Annotated in this window: 18 protein-coding genes; 10 read left to right on the top strand and 8 right to left on the bottom strand. The window is 61.2% G+C overall.

All coding sequences use genetic code 11. From position 1 onward, the window contains the following. Positions 1-66: 66 nt before the first annotated feature. Together MQW79_RS09030 and MQW79_RS09025 are read right to left on the bottom strand one after the other, a co-directional pair. Positions 67-1,059 carry an Ldh family oxidoreductase gene (locus MQW79_RS09030; protein ID WP_476588101.1) on the bottom strand — a complete coding sequence of 331 codons (993 nt, stop codon included), beginning with the start codon at positions 1,057-1,059 and terminating at the stop codon, positions 67-69. Between the two features lie 909 nt (positions 1,060-1,968). Beyond that, positions 1,969-2,199: a hypothetical protein gene (locus tag MQW79_RS09025; RefSeq protein WP_476588099.1), complete on the bottom strand. Its 231-nt coding sequence runs from the start codon at positions 2,197-2,199 to the stop codon at positions 1,969-1,971. A 160-nt stretch (positions 2,200-2,359) separates the two neighbouring features. Between MQW79_RS09025 and MQW79_RS09020 the strand changes: the two genes are divergently transcribed. Together MQW79_RS09020 and MQW79_RS09015 are read left to right on the top strand one after the other, a co-directional pair. Further along, complete coding sequence (locus MQW79_RS09020; RefSeq protein WP_476588098.1) at positions 2,360-3,181, top strand: HlyD family secretion protein; 822 nt, start codon at positions 2,360-2,362, stop codon at positions 3,179-3,181. Then, entirely contained in the window at positions 3,181-5,151 is a 1,971-nt protein-coding gene (locus MQW79_RS09015; RefSeq protein WP_476588097.1) for a glycosyltransferase family 2 protein, read from the top strand. The genes MQW79_RS09020 and MQW79_RS09015 overlap by 1 nt, the downstream gene beginning before the upstream one ends. Before the next feature lie 5 nt (positions 5,152-5,156). Here MQW79_RS09015 and MQW79_RS09010 read toward each other — a convergent pair whose 3' ends face one another. Then, positions 5,157-6,236, bottom strand: a complete 1,080-nt coding sequence (locus MQW79_RS09010) for a cache domain-containing protein (RefSeq protein WP_476588096.1) — start codon at positions 6,234-6,236, stop codon at positions 5,157-5,159. A gap of 190 nt (positions 6,237-6,426) precedes the next feature. Continuing rightward, positions 6,427-7,374 carry a sodium-dependent bicarbonate transport family permease gene (locus tag MQW79_RS09005; protein WP_476588094.1) on the bottom strand — a complete coding sequence of 316 codons (948 nt, stop codon included), beginning with the start codon at positions 7,372-7,374 and terminating at the stop codon, positions 6,427-6,429. 101 nt (positions 7,375-7,475) lie between these two features. Here MQW79_RS09005 and MQW79_RS09000 point away from each other — a divergent pair, with 101 nt between their 5' ends. The 3 genes from MQW79_RS09000 (at position 7,476) to MQW79_RS08990 (ending at position 10,074) form a co-directional block, all read left to right on the top strand. Further along, positions 7,476-8,363 (top strand): LysR family transcriptional regulator, encoded by an 888-nt coding sequence (locus tag MQW79_RS09000; RefSeq protein WP_476588093.1) that lies wholly within the window; start codon positions 7,476-7,478, stop codon positions 8,361-8,363. A gap of 216 nt (positions 8,364-8,579) precedes the next feature. After that, positions 8,580-9,065 (top strand): TerB family tellurite resistance protein, encoded by a 486-nt coding sequence (locus tag MQW79_RS08995; protein WP_476588092.1) that lies wholly within the window; start codon positions 8,580-8,582, stop codon positions 9,063-9,065. 34 nt (positions 9,066-9,099) lie between these two features. Further along, positions 9,100-10,074 (top strand): TerC family protein, encoded by a 975-nt coding sequence (locus tag MQW79_RS08990; RefSeq protein ID WP_476588208.1) that lies wholly within the window; start codon positions 9,100-9,102, stop codon positions 10,072-10,074. A gap of 394 nt (positions 10,075-10,468) precedes the next feature. On the opposite strand, the gene MQW79_RS08985 is transcribed toward MQW79_RS08990, so the two are convergent. Continuing rightward, complete coding sequence (locus tag MQW79_RS08985) at positions 10,469-11,626, bottom strand: HPP family protein (RefSeq protein ID WP_476588091.1); 1,158 nt, start codon at positions 11,624-11,626, stop codon at positions 10,469-10,471. Between the two features lie 275 nt (positions 11,627-11,901). Here MQW79_RS08985 and MQW79_RS08980 point away from each other — a divergent pair, with 275 nt between their 5' ends. Next, positions 11,902-12,639 carry a class I SAM-dependent methyltransferase gene (locus MQW79_RS08980; protein ID WP_476588089.1) on the top strand — a complete coding sequence of 246 codons (738 nt, stop codon included), beginning with the start codon at positions 11,902-11,904 and terminating at the stop codon, positions 12,637-12,639. A gap of 339 nt (positions 12,640-12,978) precedes the next feature. On the opposite strand, the gene MQW79_RS08975 is transcribed toward MQW79_RS08980, so the two are convergent. Genes MQW79_RS08975 through MQW79_RS08965 form a run of 3 tightly spaced genes read right to left on the bottom strand, consistent with a single transcriptional unit; the run spans position 12,979 to position 15,684 of the window. Then, positions 12,979-13,731, bottom strand: coding sequence for a hypothetical protein (locus tag MQW79_RS08975; RefSeq protein ID WP_476588088.1), 753 nt, complete (start codon positions 13,729-13,731; stop codon positions 12,979-12,981). Beyond that, positions 13,724-14,716 carry a Gfo/Idh/MocA family protein gene (locus MQW79_RS08970; protein WP_476588086.1) on the bottom strand — a complete coding sequence of 331 codons (993 nt, stop codon included), beginning with the start codon at positions 14,714-14,716 and terminating at the stop codon, positions 13,724-13,726. The genes MQW79_RS08975 and MQW79_RS08970 overlap by 8 nt, the downstream gene beginning before the upstream one ends. Beyond that, positions 14,713-15,684 (bottom strand): Gfo/Idh/MocA family protein, encoded by a 972-nt coding sequence (locus tag MQW79_RS08965; RefSeq protein ID WP_126148574.1) that lies wholly within the window; start codon positions 15,682-15,684, stop codon positions 14,713-14,715. The genes MQW79_RS08970 and MQW79_RS08965 overlap by 4 nt, the downstream gene beginning before the upstream one ends. Positions 15,685-15,802: 118 nt before the next feature. Here MQW79_RS08965 and MQW79_RS08960 point away from each other — a divergent pair, with 118 nt between their 5' ends. The 4 genes from MQW79_RS08960 to MQW79_RS08945 all read left to right on the top strand — a co-directional run bounded on the left by MQW79_RS08960 (position 15,803) and on the right by MQW79_RS08945 (position 20,050). Continuing rightward, positions 15,803-16,528, top strand: coding sequence for a FadR/GntR family transcriptional regulator (locus MQW79_RS08960; protein ID WP_067458795.1), 726 nt, complete (start codon positions 15,803-15,805; stop codon positions 16,526-16,528). A 20-nt stretch (positions 16,529-16,548) separates the two neighbouring features. Continuing rightward, positions 16,549-18,135: an ABC transporter substrate-binding protein gene (locus MQW79_RS08955; RefSeq protein WP_476588085.1), complete on the top strand. Its 1,587-nt coding sequence runs from the start codon at positions 16,549-16,551 to the stop codon at positions 18,133-18,135. Between the two features lie 69 nt (positions 18,136-18,204). Next, positions 18,205-19,164, top strand: coding sequence for an ABC transporter permease (locus MQW79_RS08950; protein WP_126148576.1), 960 nt, complete (start codon positions 18,205-18,207; stop codon positions 19,162-19,164). A gap of 1 nt (position 19,165) precedes the next feature. Further along, complete coding sequence (locus MQW79_RS08945; RefSeq protein WP_476588084.1) at positions 19,166-20,050, top strand: ABC transporter permease; 885 nt, start codon at positions 19,166-19,168, stop codon at positions 20,048-20,050. Positions 20,051-20,063: the final 13 nt, after the last annotated feature.

The following is a 20,063-nucleotide window of genomic DNA, read 5'->3' as shown; positions in this document are numbered from 1 at the left end:
TGCGGCCGACGCGGCTTTACTCTACCCCGGCAGCCAGGGTGGGCCGGCGCCCTTTGGCCACATTTGCTATGTGCCGATGTGGAGCGACATACTTTGCAGGTCCTGCCAAACGCTGTCGGCAAGTTGGATGCCATTGCGGAGTCGATCAGCGCGGCAGGCCCTGCCGCGTTCCCCCGGTATCAATACGCGATCGAAACCCGCCGCCGGCTCAGCGTCACGCAGTTGCCTGAGGTAGTCCGCCAGCATTGCACTGGGACCATCAATGACGATGAACAGGTCGCCCTTGTTGCAAAATTCGTTGGAATCTAGTGTGCCGTGCACGGACCGCCCCAACGCGGCACCAGCAAGACTCGATGTAAGGAGTCCAAAGGCCAAGCCGAGTGCATAGCCTTTGGCACCGCCAAATGGCGCGAGAGACCCAGACTTTGCGGCTTCCGCATCGGTCGTCGGTTCACCACGTCCATCCAGTGCCCATCCCGGCTCCAGCGGCTCGCCGCGAAGGGCGCGGTCGTGAACCTCGCCCATGGAGACAATGCTGGTGGCCGTGTCCATTACAAAAGGCTCACCCCCTGTTGGCACGCCAATGGCAATAGGGTTCGTGCCCAAAAGTGCTGCACGCCCGCCCCAAGGATGGACAAGGGCCTCGCTCGTAGAGAAGACCAGGGCCGTTTGGCCCGCTTTTGCCACCCGCTCTGCATAGAAGCCGAGCATGCCGATGTGATTTGAGTTGCGCACCGCCGCCAAGGCGATTCCCGTGCGACGCGCCCGCTCCGTAATCAAAGTCAGGGCCTGCTCAGCAACGACCGGGCCAAGGCCATTCTGCCCATCGACATCAAGAAACGCCTCCCGGCGCCACGAATGCCTGCCCGCCGACTGGGGGTCGATGACACCATTCTCAATGCGCTCGATGATCCGCCGCAGCCGCAACAGTCCATGCGAGGGCACGCCGCGCAATTCTGCCTCCATCAAGACGTCGGCCTGCAGGTACGCCGAATGCTGTGGGACCCCGACATTCTCCAGGATGCCGGAACACATCCGGTGCAAAAACTCGGAATCCAAATGCGGCACCTGATATCCTATAGGATATTGGATAATTTCCGATAGTGGTGGCGCGCGGACCGCGATGTCAAGCTGAAGCGCATTCCCAAGCGGCGACTATCCAACTGTCAGTCGGGCCGGAACATTGACCCCCTATCGGCATCCAATGTTGCACTCCTCATAGCGATGACGAGCGACACGCACGCGCCCAATCCTCGTTGAGATGGCAGCTTTCTGGAAATGCAAACTCTGGTCTCAATGTCTGGTATGGGGCGCGTTTCTGCCTGGGAGGTGTCGACCCGTTCTCGTCATTCGCCCGAGTCTGGGCGAATGGCAATGTCTGGCCCAGAACTGCTAGTCAAATTACGATCCCAATTGCCCGATTGCCCCGGCAAAACCAACGTGTCGGTACTGCACACGCCAGCAGTCATACTTCCTGATATTGCGTATTTAAGAATCGCCGACTCTTGGTGAAGGATGCGACGACGCTTCTTTCCAACTCACCGTACCAGACCTCCTTGCGGAAGTGTTCCACGCGGTCAATGTTCAGGGTGAGAATGTACTGCCGGTCGTCCTCGAAAGGCGCACGAGTGAGTAGGGACTCGAGACTGCGCTGGAGGGTATCGTTGTCCACGTCGAAGATGTTGTCGTGCACCAACAGGCCGGGATGCCTTCCATCAGTCCGGGTGGACTCGGTTTCTGGCGTGGCAGAGCTATTGGGATTGTCACGCGTATTTGGCGCCTAGGGTTAACGGACATCGGGGATCGTCAGTTAAGAGCGCATTCGCAGGTCATTCCAGACCATCCTGTTTGCGCCCCAATTCAGCCATTGGAGGCCTTGAACAGGCAGCCCAAAACCGGACGCTAAATCAGCTGGCGGCAACAATAGCGGCCGGCAGTGCTGCGCTGATCAGTATTCCGGAACTGCGGCTAGGAGCTTTCCTCGGTCCGCGTCGTCCGAACGGCGCGCCAGCAGATTTCAGCGATTGCGGCCGCGATGGTGACTCCGGTCAGCTTGAGGAACACCCCGAATTCTTGGCCTTCAAGCCACTCCGGGCCGCCGCTAGACGCCACGCGGAGACACAGGGCGCCGAAGACAGCCACGATGATGGCCGCGAGAATGCAGGTCATAAGGAATTCGGACTTCTGGACACGCGGCAAGACGGACTACTCCCAACAGCCCGCTCACTCTGTCACTGGCGGATTGCCGGTCCATCAAATGGATTGCTCCAATTTTATCAGTGTCTGCAAGTCATCGTTCAATACCCCTTGCGAGGGTGGCACGGGGCTCGCAGGACAGAATCAGTCAAAGGAGACTGCCTTGAAGTACGCGCTGCGTATCGTGGGCCTGTTGGCCATTATTTTCGCCCTCTACATCATTGTGGGCGAGCAATTGGTGGGGTCCAGCGGCAACGCTTATGTCAACACGCGGCTTGCCACCTTGCGAATGCCCCTAGAAGGTACAATTCAAATTTCGACAGCCCCAGTCGGCGGCCGGATTTCTGCGGGTGAGGTTGTTGGTACGGCAACACAACAACGAAACGACAATAGTGAAATCGCCTGGATTCTCGATGGCCGGCTTCAGGCCGCTGCCGATCTGCGAGCCTATGAGGCGGATCCAGAAATCTCACCTGTGGTCCTTGATCAGGCGCTTGAGCGGTTGAAGGCATACGAAGAGGCTCGGGAGGCTATGCGCGGTCAGCAGGTTGCCGCCAGCTCTGCCGCACTACGTTCGCCGGTCACGGGTGTAATCTGGAGCCTGGCCGCTCATAGTGGAGGGTATTTGCCCAGAGGCGAGCCTTTCGCGCGAATTGCCGACTGCGAGGCGTTATTCGTTCACGCCACGGTCGATCAAAGGCTCTACAATCAGTTGCAGCCGGGTGACGTGGCACAGTTCCGATTTCATGATGGCGGCGTTGCGGAGATGACGATCAGCCTGCTCGCCGGCACGGGGCCGCGAACCGTCTATGAAACGCTCGCGGTTAATCCGACCATCCGCCAAATGGAGGGATACGCGGTGTTTCTTGAGGGCGTATTGCCTGGCTCTGGCGGTTCTTGCCCCATCGGCAAGAGTGGTCGCGTGGTCTTTAGCGAGGGTCCAGCAAACTGGCTCGGTGAGCTTCTCAGCGGGATCGGCCTCTGATGCCCGTCCTGCCCGAATGGCTCGTTGTTCTTGCACCCAGCATTCTGCTGGTGGGTGTGGCTGTCAGTATCTTGCCGTTCTTCCGCCGTGAACTTGTTCCTGTTCGCATTATTGTCGCGATTGCGGCTATTGGGTTCAGTCTTCGCTATCTGTTCTGGCGCATGACGGAGACCTTGGCAGACCCAGGATGGACACTCGATGCGTTCGCCAGTTGGTCGTTCTTTGCCATCGAGGCGGGCACGGTTGTCTCGAGCATTTCCGCCTTCATCCTTTTGTCGCGGCACCGCAACCGCACACCCGATGTCGACGCATTGTTGGCCAGCTCTACAGCACCTACGGAAGAAGTGGCCGTCTTCATTGCCACTTACAATGAGGAATGGGCGGTTCTTGAGCGGACGATCATTGGTGCGATGGCCTGCGATCATCCGAACAAGACCATCTATGTTCTCGATGACGGCCGGCGTGAATGGCTGGCGGAGGCTTGCCGCAAGGCTGGGGTCATTCATATCACGCGGCCGGACAACCGGGATAGCAAGGCCGGCAACATCAACCATGCCCTTGGCATGTTACGAGCCGGAGGTTGTCCGCCGGCCTTTGTCGCCGTGCTGGATGCGGACTTTGTCCCTCATCGCGATTTTCTGCGACGAGGTCTGGCGCTTTTCGCCGATGCAAAGGTCGGACTGGTCCAGACGCCGCAGCACTTCTTCAATCCCGACCCCATCCAGCACAATCTTGGTATCAGCCGATCCTACCCCGACGAGCAGCGCTTCTTTTTCGATTACATGCAGCCCTCGCGCGACGCCTGGGGGCTAGCCGTGTGTTGTGGTACCTCCTCGATCGTGCGCTGGTCTGCACTCGAGGAGATCGGCGGCTTTCCTACCGCGAGCGTCACTGAAGATTACCTTCTGACCTCCACCCTTGCTTTGCATGGATACGCCACGGTCTATCTCAACGAGCCGTTGAGCGAGGGCCTTGCGCCGGAGGGGCTGAAGGAATACATCACGCAACGGGCTCGCTGGTGTCTTGGGTTGATGCAAATCGTCCATAGCCACGCCGGCCCATTCAGTCGCGAAAAACTGCGCTGGCGAGACCGCTGGAGCATTCTGGATTCGGCGGCCTACTGGCTGACCACGTTCCCATTCCGGCTAGCCTGCATCCTGTTTCCACTGCTCTACTGGTACTTTGGCGCCATCGTGGTGGACGCCAAAATGACCGACATCATCTACTATTTCGTGCCCTATTATCTTGCGACGATGATCTTCCTGAACTTTGTCTCGGTGGGCATGTTCGTCCCTATCGTCAATGACATCAGCCAATTGGTCGGCGCCTGGGACATCACCCGCGCCGCCCTAACCGGCTTGGTCCGGCCTCGTGGTCATGCGTTCAAGGTAACGATGAAGGGCGGAGCCCGAGGGGGCATAGTAGTGCAATGGACCATTATGCGTCGCTTTGTTCTTCTCTTTGCCCTGACGGTAATTGGGCTTTTGATTGGCCTGGTCTCAAATGAACTGTTTGATGCACGCGCCGGTGAGGGGAAAGCGGTGATCCTGTTCTGGACGCTCTACAATCTCTTCGTTCTGGCGGGCACCATGTTGGTCTGTGTGGAACTCCCACGAACCTCTTCGATCCTGCGCATGCGGCCCGAACGCGTGCTTGTCAAAGCTGGAGACCGAGAATGGAACACTTGGCTCGAGGATATTCATCAGGAAGCAGTTCGCCTGCGCGGCTTGACGCTACCTCTGGACACGGAATTCCAGATGAGCGTTGCCGGGGTGGGGCAATTCGGTGCGCGCGTCAGGCAGTCGATTGGCGCGACAGTGGAGGCCGACATATCTATGACCGCCGACCAGCGGGAATTGCTGGTGGAAAAGCTGCACACGCAAAGCGGCGCGCCTGGTACGGGTGCGGTGACAATGGCGGGCATGGGCGCGGGGCTGCTCAGGCGCGTGATTGCTGGTACGATCCGATAGCGAAATCAGCGCCGGTCAGTGGCCGCATCCGACTGCAGCCGTGCGAGAACTTCTGAAAGCGTCTGGACTTCCTTGAAGCGCCGGTGTTCACGGACATAGTCGGTTGGCTCGCCCTTGACCTCCGCCAACAAAGCGCCGGCGATGCGGCGCAACGGACGGATGATGCCACCCGAAATCAATGAAAATAGTGTTGCGATGAACAGGGTGGCGAGCACAGCACCCAGCGCCAGTTGCGTCTGGAAGCGTTGCTGCGGGCCAGAAAGCAGGGCAGGGTCGAGGCGTGCGACGAGGCCCCATCCGAATGGTGGAAGCGAGCCGTAAGCGAGGTCCGGCACCGTGAAGGATTGGTACTCCTGCCCGTCCGGCCAGGTTTCCTCAAACACCGCACGGACACCCCGTCGCGCGGCCAAAATGGAATTCATCTCTGCCGTCCGCTCCTCGATGGCCGCAGTAGAAAGGACGATCGTACCGTCGCGGTTGACGATAAACACGTCGAGGTCGAGCAGCTGTGCAGCCTCCTCAACCAGCGTCCTCACCCAGCGCCAATTTACGTGCGCCCCCAGCACGGCGATGACTTCGCCGTCCGCGCTGCGGATCGGCGCAGAAAAGTCGACGAACCGAAGCGGTTCATCGCCTTCCGGCTGCATAAGCCGTGCCAGAAGGACCGCTTCATGCACGTCACCCGCAAACGGAGCGATCAGTCCCTGCTGAAACCATGGTCGCTGCGCAACATTTTCTCCGAGCAGCATGCCTCGGCTACTAGCGAGAATGGTTCCATCCGCCGCAGCCACGCCGAGCCAGGACAGTTTTTCGTCCGTGCTGCCCATGGCATCTATCATTTGCTGCAGTTTGTCCGCGTCGCTGAGGTCCTGGATGGTCTCAGCTGACCTTTCAATCTGCCGCCACTCCTCGTAAAGACTGCGCGCCAGGAAAGCTCCAAGCGCCTGTGATCTGACCCTGACCGCTGTTTCCGCCGTCTCTGAGCGATAGGTATCGAGATTTGCTGTTGCCGCCAAGGTGAGCACTGTGAGCGCCAGAGCCGAAAGCAGGCCCACGATCAGGGTAAGCAAGGTGCGCAACTGCATCGGCGATTCTCCTTTGCCATCTGGACAATGTCTCAACCGAACCCGGCAGGACAAAGGGCGCAGGCCGCGCTTGGTTAGCAAAGAATGAACGCCGTTTAGTGCTGTCAGAAACGCGCCCCAAATTGGACGTTCATAACCCAGTAGAGCGTGCCTGAAATCAGCCGCTCCGAATCCTGATCATCGTGGACCTTTAAGGTAGAAATCCTGCGAGTCCGGTTAGCAGCGGAATTGCAACAAGAACGTTAAAGGGGAAGGTGACGGCAAGGGACATGGTAAGAGGCATGCCGGGATCGACCTCAGGCAGTGCCATCCTGATGGCGGCCGGCGCTGCTATATAGCTGGCGCTGCCCGCAAGGATGGCCAGCGCGGCGGCAGAGCCGGCATCGAGTCCGATGCCCATGCCGATCAAAAGGCCGACCATGCCATTGGTAACAGCGAGCGCAATTGCTAGGACGACGAGCCTTGGCGAGACGCCGCCGGTACCTGCCAGATGTCGCCCCGCTACGAGGCCCATGTCGAGCAGAAACAGGCAGAGTATGCCACCGAACGCTCCCTCGAAGACTGGGCGAACCGGCTCGAAACCTGTGGGCCCCGCAATGAGCCCAATGATGAACCCGCCCGCCAGCAGCAGGATCGAGCCATCGCGCAGGGTGTGGGAGACGTGCTGCCCCAATCCATGCGTCTGGATGCTCGAGGCGCGCCGGGCCAGCCACAGGCCAACCAGAATGGCTGGAGCCTCCATGAGGGCCAGCACCGCAACCATGAAGCCGGCGACCTCAAGTCCGGCCGCTTCCAGTGCTGCAACACCGGTCACGAAGGTGACCACAGACACGGACCCATAGTGCGCGGCGACGGCCCCGGCGTTCATCCTGTCGAGCCGGCCCAGTCGCCTTACGGACCAATATGCCGGAAACGGAAGAAGGAGGCTGAGCGCCAAACCCGCGATGCCGGCCAAGATGAGTTGGGGCGTAAAGCCACTGTCGGCTACCTGCACCCCACCTTTGAGGCCAATGGCCGCCATCAGGTAGATCGCGAGCGCCTTACCGATTGCTTCGGGGATTTGCAGATTGCTGCGGAGCAGCGCCGCAAACAGGCCCAGAGCGAAGAACAGGATTGCGGGCGAGAACAGACTTTGCATGACGAGACCGGACGTGGGTTCAGGGTGGGAGCCGCTCTAGCGCAAAGCTTTCGTTCGATAAAATTCATTGAATAAATAGAAGCATTCTCTAAAACCGAACTATGTCCTCGCTGAACTTCCATCATCTGCGTTATTTCCTGGCCGTGGCCAGCGAAGGCAACCTGACCCGCGCGGCGCATAACCTGTCCGTGTCGCAGTCTGCACTATCCACGCAGATCCAGACGCTTGAGGCCCGACTAGGTCACGCCCTGTTCGAGCGAGTGGGACGGCGCCTGGTGCTGACAGAGGCGGGGCGGATCGCCCGCGACCATGCCCAGGCCATATTCGACATGGGCGAGGACTTGCTGACAACGCTGCGAGTGGGGTCCGGGCGCCGTCAGGTGCTAAGGGTGGGTGCCCTTGCGACATTGTCGCGCAATTTCCAGATCGACTTCCTGCGACCCTGTCTCGGCCGTCCTGACCTCGAGGTCGTGCTGACATCAGGCAGCCTGGTGGAATTGACCGGCATGCTGCGCCGGCTGGATCTCGATGTTGTCCTCTGCAATACCGCACCCGGTACCGGCTATGCCGATGGCCTTGTGGCCCATCGGCTGGCGCGGCAGCCGATCAGCCTCTTCGGTTCTCCGGCAATTGTCTGCGCGGCGACAACCCCTGCCGAGGCGCTCAGGGCCCATGGTGTGATCCTGCCGACCGGTGCCAGCAATATCCGCACCGAATTCGATGCGCTCTGTGCCCGCCTCGATATCTTGCCGTCAGTGGTGGCCGAGGTGGACGACATGGCCATGCTGCGCCTCATGGCCCGCGAGGCCATCGGCCTTGCTCCCCTGCCGGCAATCGTCGTGCGCGACGAACTCGATGCCGGCAGCCTGCGCGAGGTCGTCCGCCTGCCGGGCATCGAAGAAACCTTCTATGCCCTCACTTTCCAGCGACAATTTCAGAGCCCAGTGGCCGAAGAGCTGATCGCCGCCGCCTCGCCTTGGCCGGCGTGACGAAAAATTTTGCGTCGCCCTCTTGTTGCTTCAACGGGTCGCACCAATCTCGATGGCGTGACCGGGCCCCTCTGGCGTCGGCGGCCATGCCGCCCCGCGATGTCGGATCACCTCGGCAGGGCCCGCGGGCATCTGCGTGTGGTGCCCGATGGTCGTCCAAGGTCTCCATGCGCACTCCCTCAGCCCTTTCGAGCGGCACTTTGAGAGGAGATATGCATGAGCAAGAACAGATATACTGACAAGGACGATCTTTTCCTGCGGGGCGCCCGCCTCCGGGCCCGCCAGGACGCCGATGCACGCGATATGCATCATGATGCGGGCCGCGCAAGAACCGAGGCGTTCTTCGAAGCTCTCGTCGCTTCCGTCGCTGTAATCGCCCATGCCGATGCCCGGCTTGAACTGGCCGAGCGGCGCACGCTGGTGGAAGCCTTCATCACCAGTCCGGCCATGACGGGTTTCTCAGTCGCCGAACTCGCACAGGAATTGGCCGAGCATAGCCGGGCCTATGGTTACGATCCCGTCTCCGCCGACCAACGTGCCCTAGCGAGCCTCTCGGCGAGCACCATCAGCATGGAAGAGCGCCACGCCATCCGCCAGATTTGCCACCAGGTGATCACGGCCGATGGGCTGGTGCATCCGGTCGAACTGGGTGCGCTGCACCGTGTCGAAAGTGCTCTCGGTCTACCGGGGGGCGCATCGTGAGCCTCAGGTCGCTTGAAGCCCGCAGCGGGGAGGCCTGTCGATGGATATCCTGACCAGCCTGTTTCTTGGCCAGCCGCTCTGGATGTGGCTGGGATTCCTCGGCCTTGTCGTGGCCCTTCTGGCCTTTGACCTGGGTGTATTGCATCGGGACGGGCACGAAATCGAAGTGCGCGAAAGCCTGCTGCTCTCGGGCTTTTACATCGCCCTCGGCCTGGCCTTTGGCGGTTTTGTCTGGTGGCAGCTCGGCACCCAGTCGGGCGTCGAATACCTCACCGGTTTCGTGGTCGAGAAAAGCCTCGCCATGGACAATGTCTTCGTCATCGCCATGATCTTCGGCTATCTCGCCATCCCCCGCCACCTGCAGCATCGCGTGCTGTTCTGGGGCATTCTGGGTGTCATCGTCCTGCGGGCGATCATGATCGGCTTTGGCGCCACGCTGGTGTCCGAGTTCGGCTGGGTGCTCTATATCTTCGCAGCCTTCCTCATCTTCACCGGCGTCCGTATGCTGATGGCTGGACACGAGGAGACCGACCTCAGCCGAAATCCGGTCCTGCTGTTCATGAAGAAGCGCTTCCGCGTCACCGAAAGCCTGCACGGCGATCGCTTCTTCGTGCGCCAGCTCGACCCCAAGACCGGGCGGATGGAGCGGTATATGACGCCGCTCTTTTTGGCCCTTGTCATGATCGAGATTGCGGACGTGATTTTTGCGGTGGATTCGGTGCCGGCCATCTTCGCCATCACTACCGATCCCTACATTGTATATACGTCCAACATCTTCGCGATCCTTGGCCTGCGCGCGCTCTATTTCGCTCTGGCCGCCATCATCCACCGCTTCGCCTATCTCAAGCAGGCGCTGGCGATCCTGCTGGTCTTCATCGGATCGAAGATCTTCGTGGCGGACTTCCTGGGCTGGGAGAAATTCCCCGCTGAGTGGTCACTGGGTGTTACTGCGGTGATCTTGGCCAGCGGTGTCTTCTATTCGCTTTGGAAGACAGCACCACCTCGGTGACAAGGCGTGGGGACGCGTTCACCTGCGTCCCCAAACGCCCCATTCCTGCCGTTCAGCGCTGTCACACCAAATCCCAAAAGCGGACATGCCCATCGGCAAGGGCAGACGTCTAATCGGGGGTGGCTTGCGGACGGTCCGGTTTTGGGCGCGGGGATGCAGATCGCGGACATACTGAAGATGGCTCGTTTCTTGATGTGCTCGCCGGTACGGTCCAAACGGCCAAACAGTCCGTCAGGCTGGCCAGCTTGAAACAGACGTCGGGCAGAGGCTGATTCACTCTGCCCTAGCTGTCCAACTAAAGTCCCACCACACACCTCATAGCCGCGTCCCCAAGTCGCCCTCCCTTAACGTTCAACTGGTCGAACAAAGCAAATGGCTGCAATCTTCGGGTGCTTCAGGCTGACAGTGCCAATTCGGACTGATTGACCCTAAAAAGCGCGGCAACGACGTCTGACTGGGTGACCATCCCAGCGAGCACGCCTTCGCTATCCACGACAGGAACGTGATGGTGGCCGGTTTCGGCCATGACCTGCACCACCCTCGCGATTGGGGTCGAGGTAAGGACGCAATGCACATCGCTCGTCATCACGTCGCGCGCCTTGCCACGCAGCGGACGGTCCGAATTGGTAACCGAGTGTAGGCGCCAGCCGAGACCGGATCCGGTAGCGGAGGGGCCCCAATCGGCTTTGTCTAGAATATCGGTCTGGGTGACGATGCCGACGACTCGGCGACTGGCATTGACCACAGGCACGGCTTTGACACCATTGCTGCGCAGCAATTTAAGCGTGACCCGGAGGGAGGTGCCGGGGCCAACAGAAGCAACACCCTGCGACATCACAGCGGCAGCGATAACATCGCCGGAACGGCGATTAAAGGCCAGGACTTCGGCACGCTGCAACATATCTTCGAGGTCTTGTGGATCGACGGGCACAACCTCGTCGCGCTCGCGAATGGCACTCGTGAGATCCGCGACGGTGACGCCGAGACCGCCAGATTGGCCAGCTGAAACGACTAGAGGATTGGCCGGGACGACGTGCGGATAGACCTTGCCCGTCAACCGATTATAGGCGACCGCTGCGAGCAACAGGGCGAGCGAACCGACAAGAACGGGCCAGAGAACGTACCAATATCCCAAGTCCTGAAGCGCAGGGCCACCAACCACAGCGGTAAGCGCTACTGCGCCACTCGGTGGATGTAAGCATCGAAGCGTAAGGAGCAGGCCGATGCTGGTGCCAACAGCGAGCGCGGCAGCAACGGAGGGCTCGGGCACGAACAGGCTACAGGTAACGCCAACCACAGCGGCGATCACGTTACCGCCGAGGACGGACCAGGGCTGCGCCAGCGGACTGGCCGGCACGGCAAACAAAAGCACAGCAGAAGCGCCCAGGGGAGCGATAAGCAGCGGCGCACTGGGCGCCGGCAGCGTCAGCATGCCGATAATGCCTACGATCAAAATACCGATCGCGGCACCACCCGCGGCGCGAAGACGTTCAAGCGGGCTGACCGTGACGAGATGAGGCAGAAGGCGAGCGAGGGGAGCAGGAAAGTTCATGCATGGCTAATAGGCCCGGCAGGCGCTTTAGCCAAGTGATCACACACCATAAGCTACAGCTGGTAAGACCCCCCCAGCAGGCAAGCGCCCCAGTCCGGCCATCCCGACGCATAAGAAAAACCTAATAACCGATTGAGCTCCCGTCTCTCCAATGGCTAGGTCGGGGTGGTGAGGGGACAGTCTGCATTTACTGATTGCTGCAGCCAAAAGCGGCCGTGATTAACCGCACTCTCCCTGATGCGGTTATCGTCTTCTCGAAGCGAGGGAGAGGGACGATGCCCGGACTCTATGACGATGCTGACCTTTACGATCTCGTCTCACCCAGAGATGAATCAATGGAACGCTTTTACGTCGACATCGCCGGCGGACCTGGCAGGACAGTGTTGGAACTGGCATGTGGATCAGGTCGGCTCACCATTCCTCTGACCGAAAGTGGTGCGCAGACTACTGGCGCAGACTTGTCCGAAATAATGATCGAAAAGGCTGAAAGCCGCGCCCTAACCCGGGGGCTCGACGTGCATTTCGTCAAACTCGATATGCGGGACTTGGAGCTCAATGCGCTTTTCGACTGCGTCATCGTCGCCGCCAACTCTCTCCTGCACCTGCACACATCGGAGGATTTTGCGCGGGCATTCGCCGCCATTCGCCGCCACCTGGCTCCTGGCGGTCTCCTGGCCTTCGATATTTTTGTCCCGAGCGCTTACATGTTGAGCAGGCATCCCGATGAGCGCCAGCACGTTGGCAAGTTCTCGCATAGCCTGCTCGGCGAAATCTCTGTTGAAGAGACGATCCGCTACAACCCCATCACGCAAGTAAGTCATGCCGACTGGTACTGGTCCACCGTCACCGAACCCGAGTTTCGTCACACAAGCGTGGATATGCGGCAGATATACCCTCAGGAGTTACCACTCCTTCTTCAGCATAATGGCTTCGAGTTGCTGAGCAGATACGGGGACTTCGACAAAGTGGCATTCGATGTGGAGAACTGGCGTCAAGTCTGTCTATGCAGATAGCCTCGTATCGCCATTTGCCCAACTTCCGCTTCCGAGAATTCGCTTTGACGCTGCTTTCAGGCATTCGGGCAGCCTCGGACCGTCGTCTAATGCTCGGTCACGGGTACGACAACACCGAAGTCGGGCTGAGGCCCGGGACCGGCACTAGGGGTGCGCAATATTATTTCAACCCGTCCGAGCAATGAAGGAACCTGAACTTGGCGGCACCGGCGGATCGCCGTGGTGTCGCCACCGTGCGGGCAATGCCCCCCTCATTGTCGCTTGACGAAATTGAGAGCGTCCGGAATTGCTTTGATAGCAAAGAACCGTCGGCTAGTAGATGCACTGAGCGGCGCGATATCAGGATAGGGTCAATGAGACCGGATCGAAATCGCCCAGTTGCAGCGCAAAGGTGCCAGTTGGCGAGACCTCGATGAGCGGGCATAGGGAGCCCGTGGTGACAACCATGCCGGCGCGCAGTCCGCCGAAATGGTCGAAGGGGGCGCTGGCATAGGCGATGATGGGCTCGAGTACACCGCCAAAGGGGAGTTTGGCCGGTCCAAGTTGGGTGGTGCCGGCGGTGGTTTCCAGCGTGATCAGCAGACCATCGACTTCGGGCAGGGTAGGGATGACCTGTGCCCCCGTCACATAGCCCGACGTCACCATGAAATCGGAGAGCGAGCCATACGCGCCAGCGTGCTTATATTGGTCGATACGGGTGCCGATCAGCTCTATGCCGACGATGAAATGGTCGATCGCCGCCAGCACGGCCGTCTTGCCCTGGCGCGCAATATCGGGCGTGATATCGCTTTTGAGGACGGCGGCGATCTCGATTTCGAGACCCATCATATTGCGGCCATTCAGTTGCAGCGTGCCGCCGCTTCTGGTGACCCAGCTATCGATGATCGGCGCGGCCAGGGCTGGGCCCCCGGCTGGCGCGGCGACCTTGGCCACCGAGGCGGTCTCGCCCAATTGCCGCAGCACTTCGCCCTGCACCGCCATGGCGCCGGTGGCGTCCAGCGCCTGCAAGGCGGCGGCCGGCACCGGCTTGCTCGGGTCGCGATGCGCCGCGATATAGGCTCGGGCGAGCTGCCCGGTCGATTGGCTAGCCATGGCCGATCCCGATTTCCCGCTTTTGGTCATTGGCCTGATGTGCCGCTTCGATAATTCCCACAATCTGGCGGGCATACGCACCGTCAACGGGCACGGGCGCGATGCCGGCTATGGCGTCGCGCATGGCCCGCCATTCGCGCACCACCGCGTAATGCATCCAGTCGGCCTCGATCGAATCCGGCACCGGCGTCCAGACGGCGTCGCGCCCGATCGAAACGCCTTTGTCGAAATCGATGCGCAGCGTGCCGCTTTCGCAGACCAGGTCCATGGCAAAGCCGACCGCGCCATTGCGGTAGCCGACGCTTTGCACCTGGCCGATGCCGCCATTGGCGAAGCGCAGCCCGATCAGCGCGCTGTCATCGGCCTGCTGCTCGTGAAAGAAGGTGCCGGCCAGGGCGTTGACGCCCACCACGTCCTGCCCCATCAGCCAGACCAACCGGTCCAGCGCATGGATGCCGGCGGTCATCAGCATGCCGCCGCCTGAGGCGGTATTCTTGTGCCAGTCGCGACGATTGCTCTCCATCCACAACTTGATCATCCAGCTCGATCCCAGCACCGGCTTGCCGATCACGCCGGAGTCGAGGACCTCCTTCGCCTTGAGACAGGGCAGGGCAAAATGCATCACATGGCCGACCATAAGCTGCACGCCCGCTTTGGCGACAGCCGCATTGATGGCATCGCAGGCACGGGTGGTCGGCGCCATCGGCTTTTCCAGCAGGATATGCTTGCCGGCCTCGGCCGCGCCGATCGCGATCTCTTCATGCAGGTGGTGCGGCGTGGCAATGACTACGGCATCGACTTTGGGATCAGCGAGAAGCTGGCGCCAGTCGGAATAGGCACTGCCGCCATGCTCCTGCGCGAACTGCTCGGCGGCTGCCCGGTCTTCCCGGCAACTGGCGACGAGCTGCACGCCGTCGACCTCGGCCATTGCCTTTGCATGCACCGCGCCGAAATGTCCGGCCCCGATGATACCAATTCCAATCATGATCTTGCCTTTGTATATGCGGCATCGATGAGGGTCATCGCCGCGAGATAGTCGTTGAGGGTGATTGCCGGTGGGCGGCCGTCGCGCAGGCGCTGCAGTGTATCGGCCATGAACAGCCGATAGCGGGTGGCTGTCGGTTCGGGCGGCAACGCGCGCGTGCTCGCGTCATCCAGCGTCACGCTACTGGCATTGTCGCCTCGGTCCACCAGGGTGGCGTTCGCCGTGACCAGCCGCCATTCGAATTCGCCGCCGGGCGCCATCGAGGCATAGGTATAACCGGCCTCGACGGTGAACAGCGTGCCGGCCGCGTCGGTCAGCACCAAGAGGGCATGGTCGTCCACGGCCTCGTCATGGATGCGATTGCCGACACTGGCCGAGACCAGGGTCACCGGCCCCTGCGCCAGGCTCAATACGGCATCGACGCCGTGAATGCCCAGATTGCGCAGGGCGCCACCGCCGCCAATGGCGGGGTCGAGCAGCCAGCCCACGGCATCCTGCCGATATCGCCCCGGCGGGCCATTCACCAGCCGGAAACTGGCATGGGCGAGCCTGCCGGCGCGACCGGCTTCCTGCAATTGACGATGAGCATGGAAAATCGGCCCGAAGCGGTTGGGCAGCGGCACCCCGACAAAGCCTTTTCTTTTTGCGGCCAGTTGCGCCAGGTCCGCGATGGCCGCTGTGTTGCTGGCAGCGGGCTTTTCAAGAATCAGGGGAATGCCGGCTTCGATCAGTGCCTGCGCGCGGGCGGGCAGGGTGGTCGGATGACCCATAAGCACGACCAGGTCCGGCGCCAGGATCAGGCCGTCGCTCATATCCTCCACCGTCGGCAGGGCATGTTTCTTTCCAAAGGCAGCCGCATGGGCGGGGTTTTCGTCCCATACGCCGACCACCGACGCCCCCGCCGCGCGGGCTGCGTCCAGGTGCATTTCCGCGTGCCAATGACTGGTCCCGAACAGCGCAATCTTCATGCTTTGGCCACCTATCCAATATCGACTTGCAGGATATCCCATATGTCGCTATACAACAAGCGTTGACGGTGTTGATCTGTGCTGCCCAGAAAGCTGGAACAGATAAACGAGGACCACGATGTCGAATTTGAAAGCGATGACGCCGTTGAGCCGGGCCCCTCTCCTTCACGTCACAGTGCAGGAGAGTCTCAAGGAATATATCGAGGCCAACCAGCTCAAGGCCGGCGATCCTCTGCCGCCCGAAACTTTCCTGGCCCAGCAATTGGGCGTCGGGCGCAATTCCATGCGCGAGGCGATCAAGGCACTGGAATCGCTGGGCATCCTTGAGACGCGGCGCGGCATCGGCGTCTTCGTCAAGGAATTCTCCTTCAAGCCGCTGCTCGATAACCTGGCCTATGGCTTGCAGGACTCGCTGCGCGACGTCGAGGAATTGCGCGAAATCCGCCGTGTGCTCGAGACCGGGCTGATCGGCAAGACCATCGCCATGATCAGCGAGGCGGATCTGGCCGCTTTGCGTGATGTCACGGCGCGCATGAAGGTGCGGGCGGAGCGGCAGGAGAGCTTCGCCGAGGAGGACCAGCGCTTCCACCAATTGCTGTTCCGCTGCCAGAACAATCACATGTTGAGCGCGTTGATCGACATCTTCTGGACGGCCTTCAACAAGGCCTCCAACTTTAACGATCTCGACAACCCTGAACCGCTCGATACGTGGCGGGACCATCACGAAATCGTCGAAGCGGTCGCTCGCAAGGACGTGGAGCAGGCGCGCAAGCGCCTGGACGATCACTATCGCGGCATCCAGCAGGTCATTGCCAGGAACCGCACCGAACCATCCAAAGCCTGATCTTTCCGGGGAGGAAAACCATGCATATCAGGACGATCACGCAAGCTCTGGCCATTGGTGGCCTGCTGCTTGGTGCCACTGCACTCACCACGCCGGCCTTCGCGCAGGATGGGAAGACCATTACCGGCGGTTTCGATGTCGGTCCTGGCGGGTTCCCCAAGAACTTCAATCCGCTCGCCGCCACCGGTGGCTTTACCTGGCTCAACACCTATTTCGAGCCGCTGGTAATCTATAATGCGGAACTGAACGCCATCGAGGGCGCTCTGGCCACCGATTACACCGTCAGCGAAGACATGCTGACCTATACCTTCAACCTGGCCGAAGAGACCTGGCACGATGGCGAGGCCTTCACCGCTGCCGACGTCAAGTTCACCCTCGACCTGATCCGCGATGCTGCCTCGGGCAGTGTCTTTACCGGTCGCCTGGGCAAGGTCGCCAATGTCGAGGCGCCCGATGATCGTACTGTCGTCGTGACGCTGTCGGAGGCCGATGGTGGCCTGCTGTCGGTGCTGGCCCAGGTCATGATCCTGCCCGAGCATGCCCTGGCTTCGGTCGCGCCCGAGAGCATCGCCACCAGCACCTGGTGGTCGACCACCCCGATCGGCACCGGCCCCTTCAAGTTCACCAAATATGTCACCGACCAGTATGTCGAACTGGCGGCCGACGAGGACTATCGTGGCGGCGCGCCCAAGGTTGACCGGCTGATCAACCGCTATTTCGAGAACCCGGCTGCCGCGGTGGCCGCGCTGCGCGCCGGTGAAATCCAGTTCACCTATGTCGAACCGGAAGATGCTGCGACCTTTGCCGGCAACGAGGCCTTCAGGGTCATCGAAGGCGACTCTTATGTGGTCAACTATATCGGCTTCAACCAGAAGGTCGATCTGTGGAAGGACGTTCGTGTCCGCCAGGCCTTCATGTATGCCATCGACCGTGCCGCGATCGTGGAAAGCCTCTATGGTGGTGCCGCCAAGCTCGCCAATTGCGGCTATGTCGCGCCCCATCTGGTGCCCGACGGTCTCAATGATTACGCCTATGATCCGGAAAAGGCCAAGGCGCTGCTCGACGAAGCCGGCTGGGCTGAGATCAACGGCGACAAGCCGATCACCTGGCTGACCTATTACGGCTCGCCCCAGGCCGCCAATGTGATGGCTGCAGTGCAGGCCATGCTGGCCCAGGTCGGCGTCAACGTCGTGCCGCGCGTGGTCGACGTGCCGACCTATAACGGCACCGTCTATCAGGAGAACAACCCCGACTGGAACGAATTCCCGCTGATCTATGCGGGCCTGCAGAACGGGCCCAACCCGGCGGGGATCAATGTCGGCCTCAACAAGTCGCAATTGCCGCCAGCCGGCGCCAACATCATGCGCATCGAGTTCGACGATCTGAGCGCCGCCTTCGATGCCGCCATCGGCGAGACCGATGCCAGCCAGGTCGATGCCCGCTGGCAGGACGTCTGCAAGGTGATGAACGAGCAACTGCCCTGGGCCACCATGTGGGTCGCCAACCGCTATGGCGTGGCATCTGCCGACCTGGTCGACTTCGTCTGGACGCCGGCGCCGGCCGGTGGCCCCTTCGCCGCCCATCCTGAACTCTGGGATATCAAGTAAGCGCGGTTCTCCTCTGCGCATGGCGGCGCGGACGATCCGCGCCGCCTTCCATCCACACCGGACCTGGTCATGTTGAACTACATCGCACGCCGTATCGGCATCGGACTGTTGATGCTGGTCGCTCTCAGCGTCCTCGTCTTCGTGCTGTTGCGCCTGGCACCGGGTGATGCCATCGACGCCTATATCAATCCTGCCGCGCCGCTCTCGATGGATGAACTCGCTGCCTTGCGGGCAAGGCTCGGGCTCGACCAGCCGCTGCCGGTGCAATATTTCGGCTGGCTGCGGGCCGCCATATCAGGCGATTTCGGCTTTTCCATCCAGCGCGCCGGCGTGCCCGTGCTGCCGCTGGTCCTCGAGCGCATCGGGCCGACGGTGCTGCTGATGGGGACGGGCATGCTCCTCGCCATCGTGCTGGGCATCGCCGCCGGTATTGTCAGCGCCGTACGCCGCAATTCGGCGACCGATGTCGCCCTCTCGGTCGCCTCCTCCATCGGCATATCGAGCCCGGCCTTCCTCACCGCTTTGCTCGGCCTCTATTTCTTCTCCGTACAACTGCGCTGGGCGCCTTCGGGCGGCATGTTGACGCCGGGTGCCCCATTTTCCGTGTCCGACCTGCTGTCGCATCTCATCCTGCCGGCCTTCCTGCTCTCCATCGGCCATGCCGCGCTGATCATGCGCTATATGCGCTCATCGCTGCTCGAAGTGCTGAACCAGGACTATGTGCGCACCGCCCGCGCCAAGGGCGTCCGGGAATTCTGGGTCATCATCAAGCATGCCACGCGCAATGCGCTGCTGCCCGTGGTCACCCTGATCGGCTCGACCATCGGCATTGCAGTCGGTGGCGCTATCTTCCTCGAAAGCGTCTTCAACTGGCCGGGCATGGGCCTGCTCTTGGTCAATGCGGTCAACACGCGCGACTACCCCGTCATCATGTGCGCCACCTTGATCGTTGGCGCTTGCGTGATCGCGGTGAACCTGCTGACCGATATCACTTACGCCGCGGTCGATCCGCGCATCCAGGTGGCCTGACATGACCGATGCAGCGACCGCCCCCATCGAACGGACCAAGGGGCCGACCCGCCGCTCCATCGAGCGCTTCTTCGGCAATCGCGCGGCCATGGTCGGGCTGGCGATCTTCCTGCCCATCCTTGTGGCCATCATCACCTATGACTGGTGGTGGGGCTCGGGGCCAAATGAGATCGACCTGCGCGCGCTCAACAAGGGGCCGTCGCCCGAACATTGGTTGGGCAGCGACGGCGTGGGCCGCGATGTTATGGCGCGGTTGTTGCAGGGCGGCCGGGTCTCGCTGATCGTGGCCGTCGTCTCGGTGGCGATTTCCACCGTCATCGGTTTCCTCGTCGGCTCCTTTGCCAGCTTCGGTGGTCGGATCGTCGATGCCTCGCTCATGCGGCTGGTCGATCTCGCCATGACCCTGCCGCCGGTGATTTTCCTGCTGGTCCTCGCCTCGATTGCCGGCACCGGCATCACGCCGACGATTCTGGTGATCTCACTACTGTCCTGGCCCACTTTGTCGCGCATGGTGCGCGCGCGTCTCCTCGAACTGCGCGAGCGCGATTTCGTCGTGGCGGCGCGCGGCATGGGCGCCGGCGTGCCCCATCTGCTGTTCAAGCACGGCCTGCCCAATTGCATCGACATCCTGGTGGTCTACGCCACGCTGCAGGTCGCCAATGCCATCCTGCTGGAAGCGGGCCTGTCCTTCCTCGGACTGGGTATCGCGCCGCCCGAGGCCAGTTGGGGCAATATGCTCAACCTGGCGCGCTCCACCGTCGTGCTCGAACAATATCCCTGGCAATGGATGTTCCCCGGCGCGGCCCTGGTGCTGACCGTGCTGGCCATCAATTTCATTGGCGACGGCCTGCGCGACGCGTTCGACCCTCGCTCCGCTCTCAACTGACCCTGAAGGTTTC

It is taken from the genome of Devosia sp. Micro-HW1 (assembly GCF_056341075.1).
Note: the sequence above shows the minus strand (reverse complement) of the source record. Positions and strands in the feature narration are given on the sequence as shown.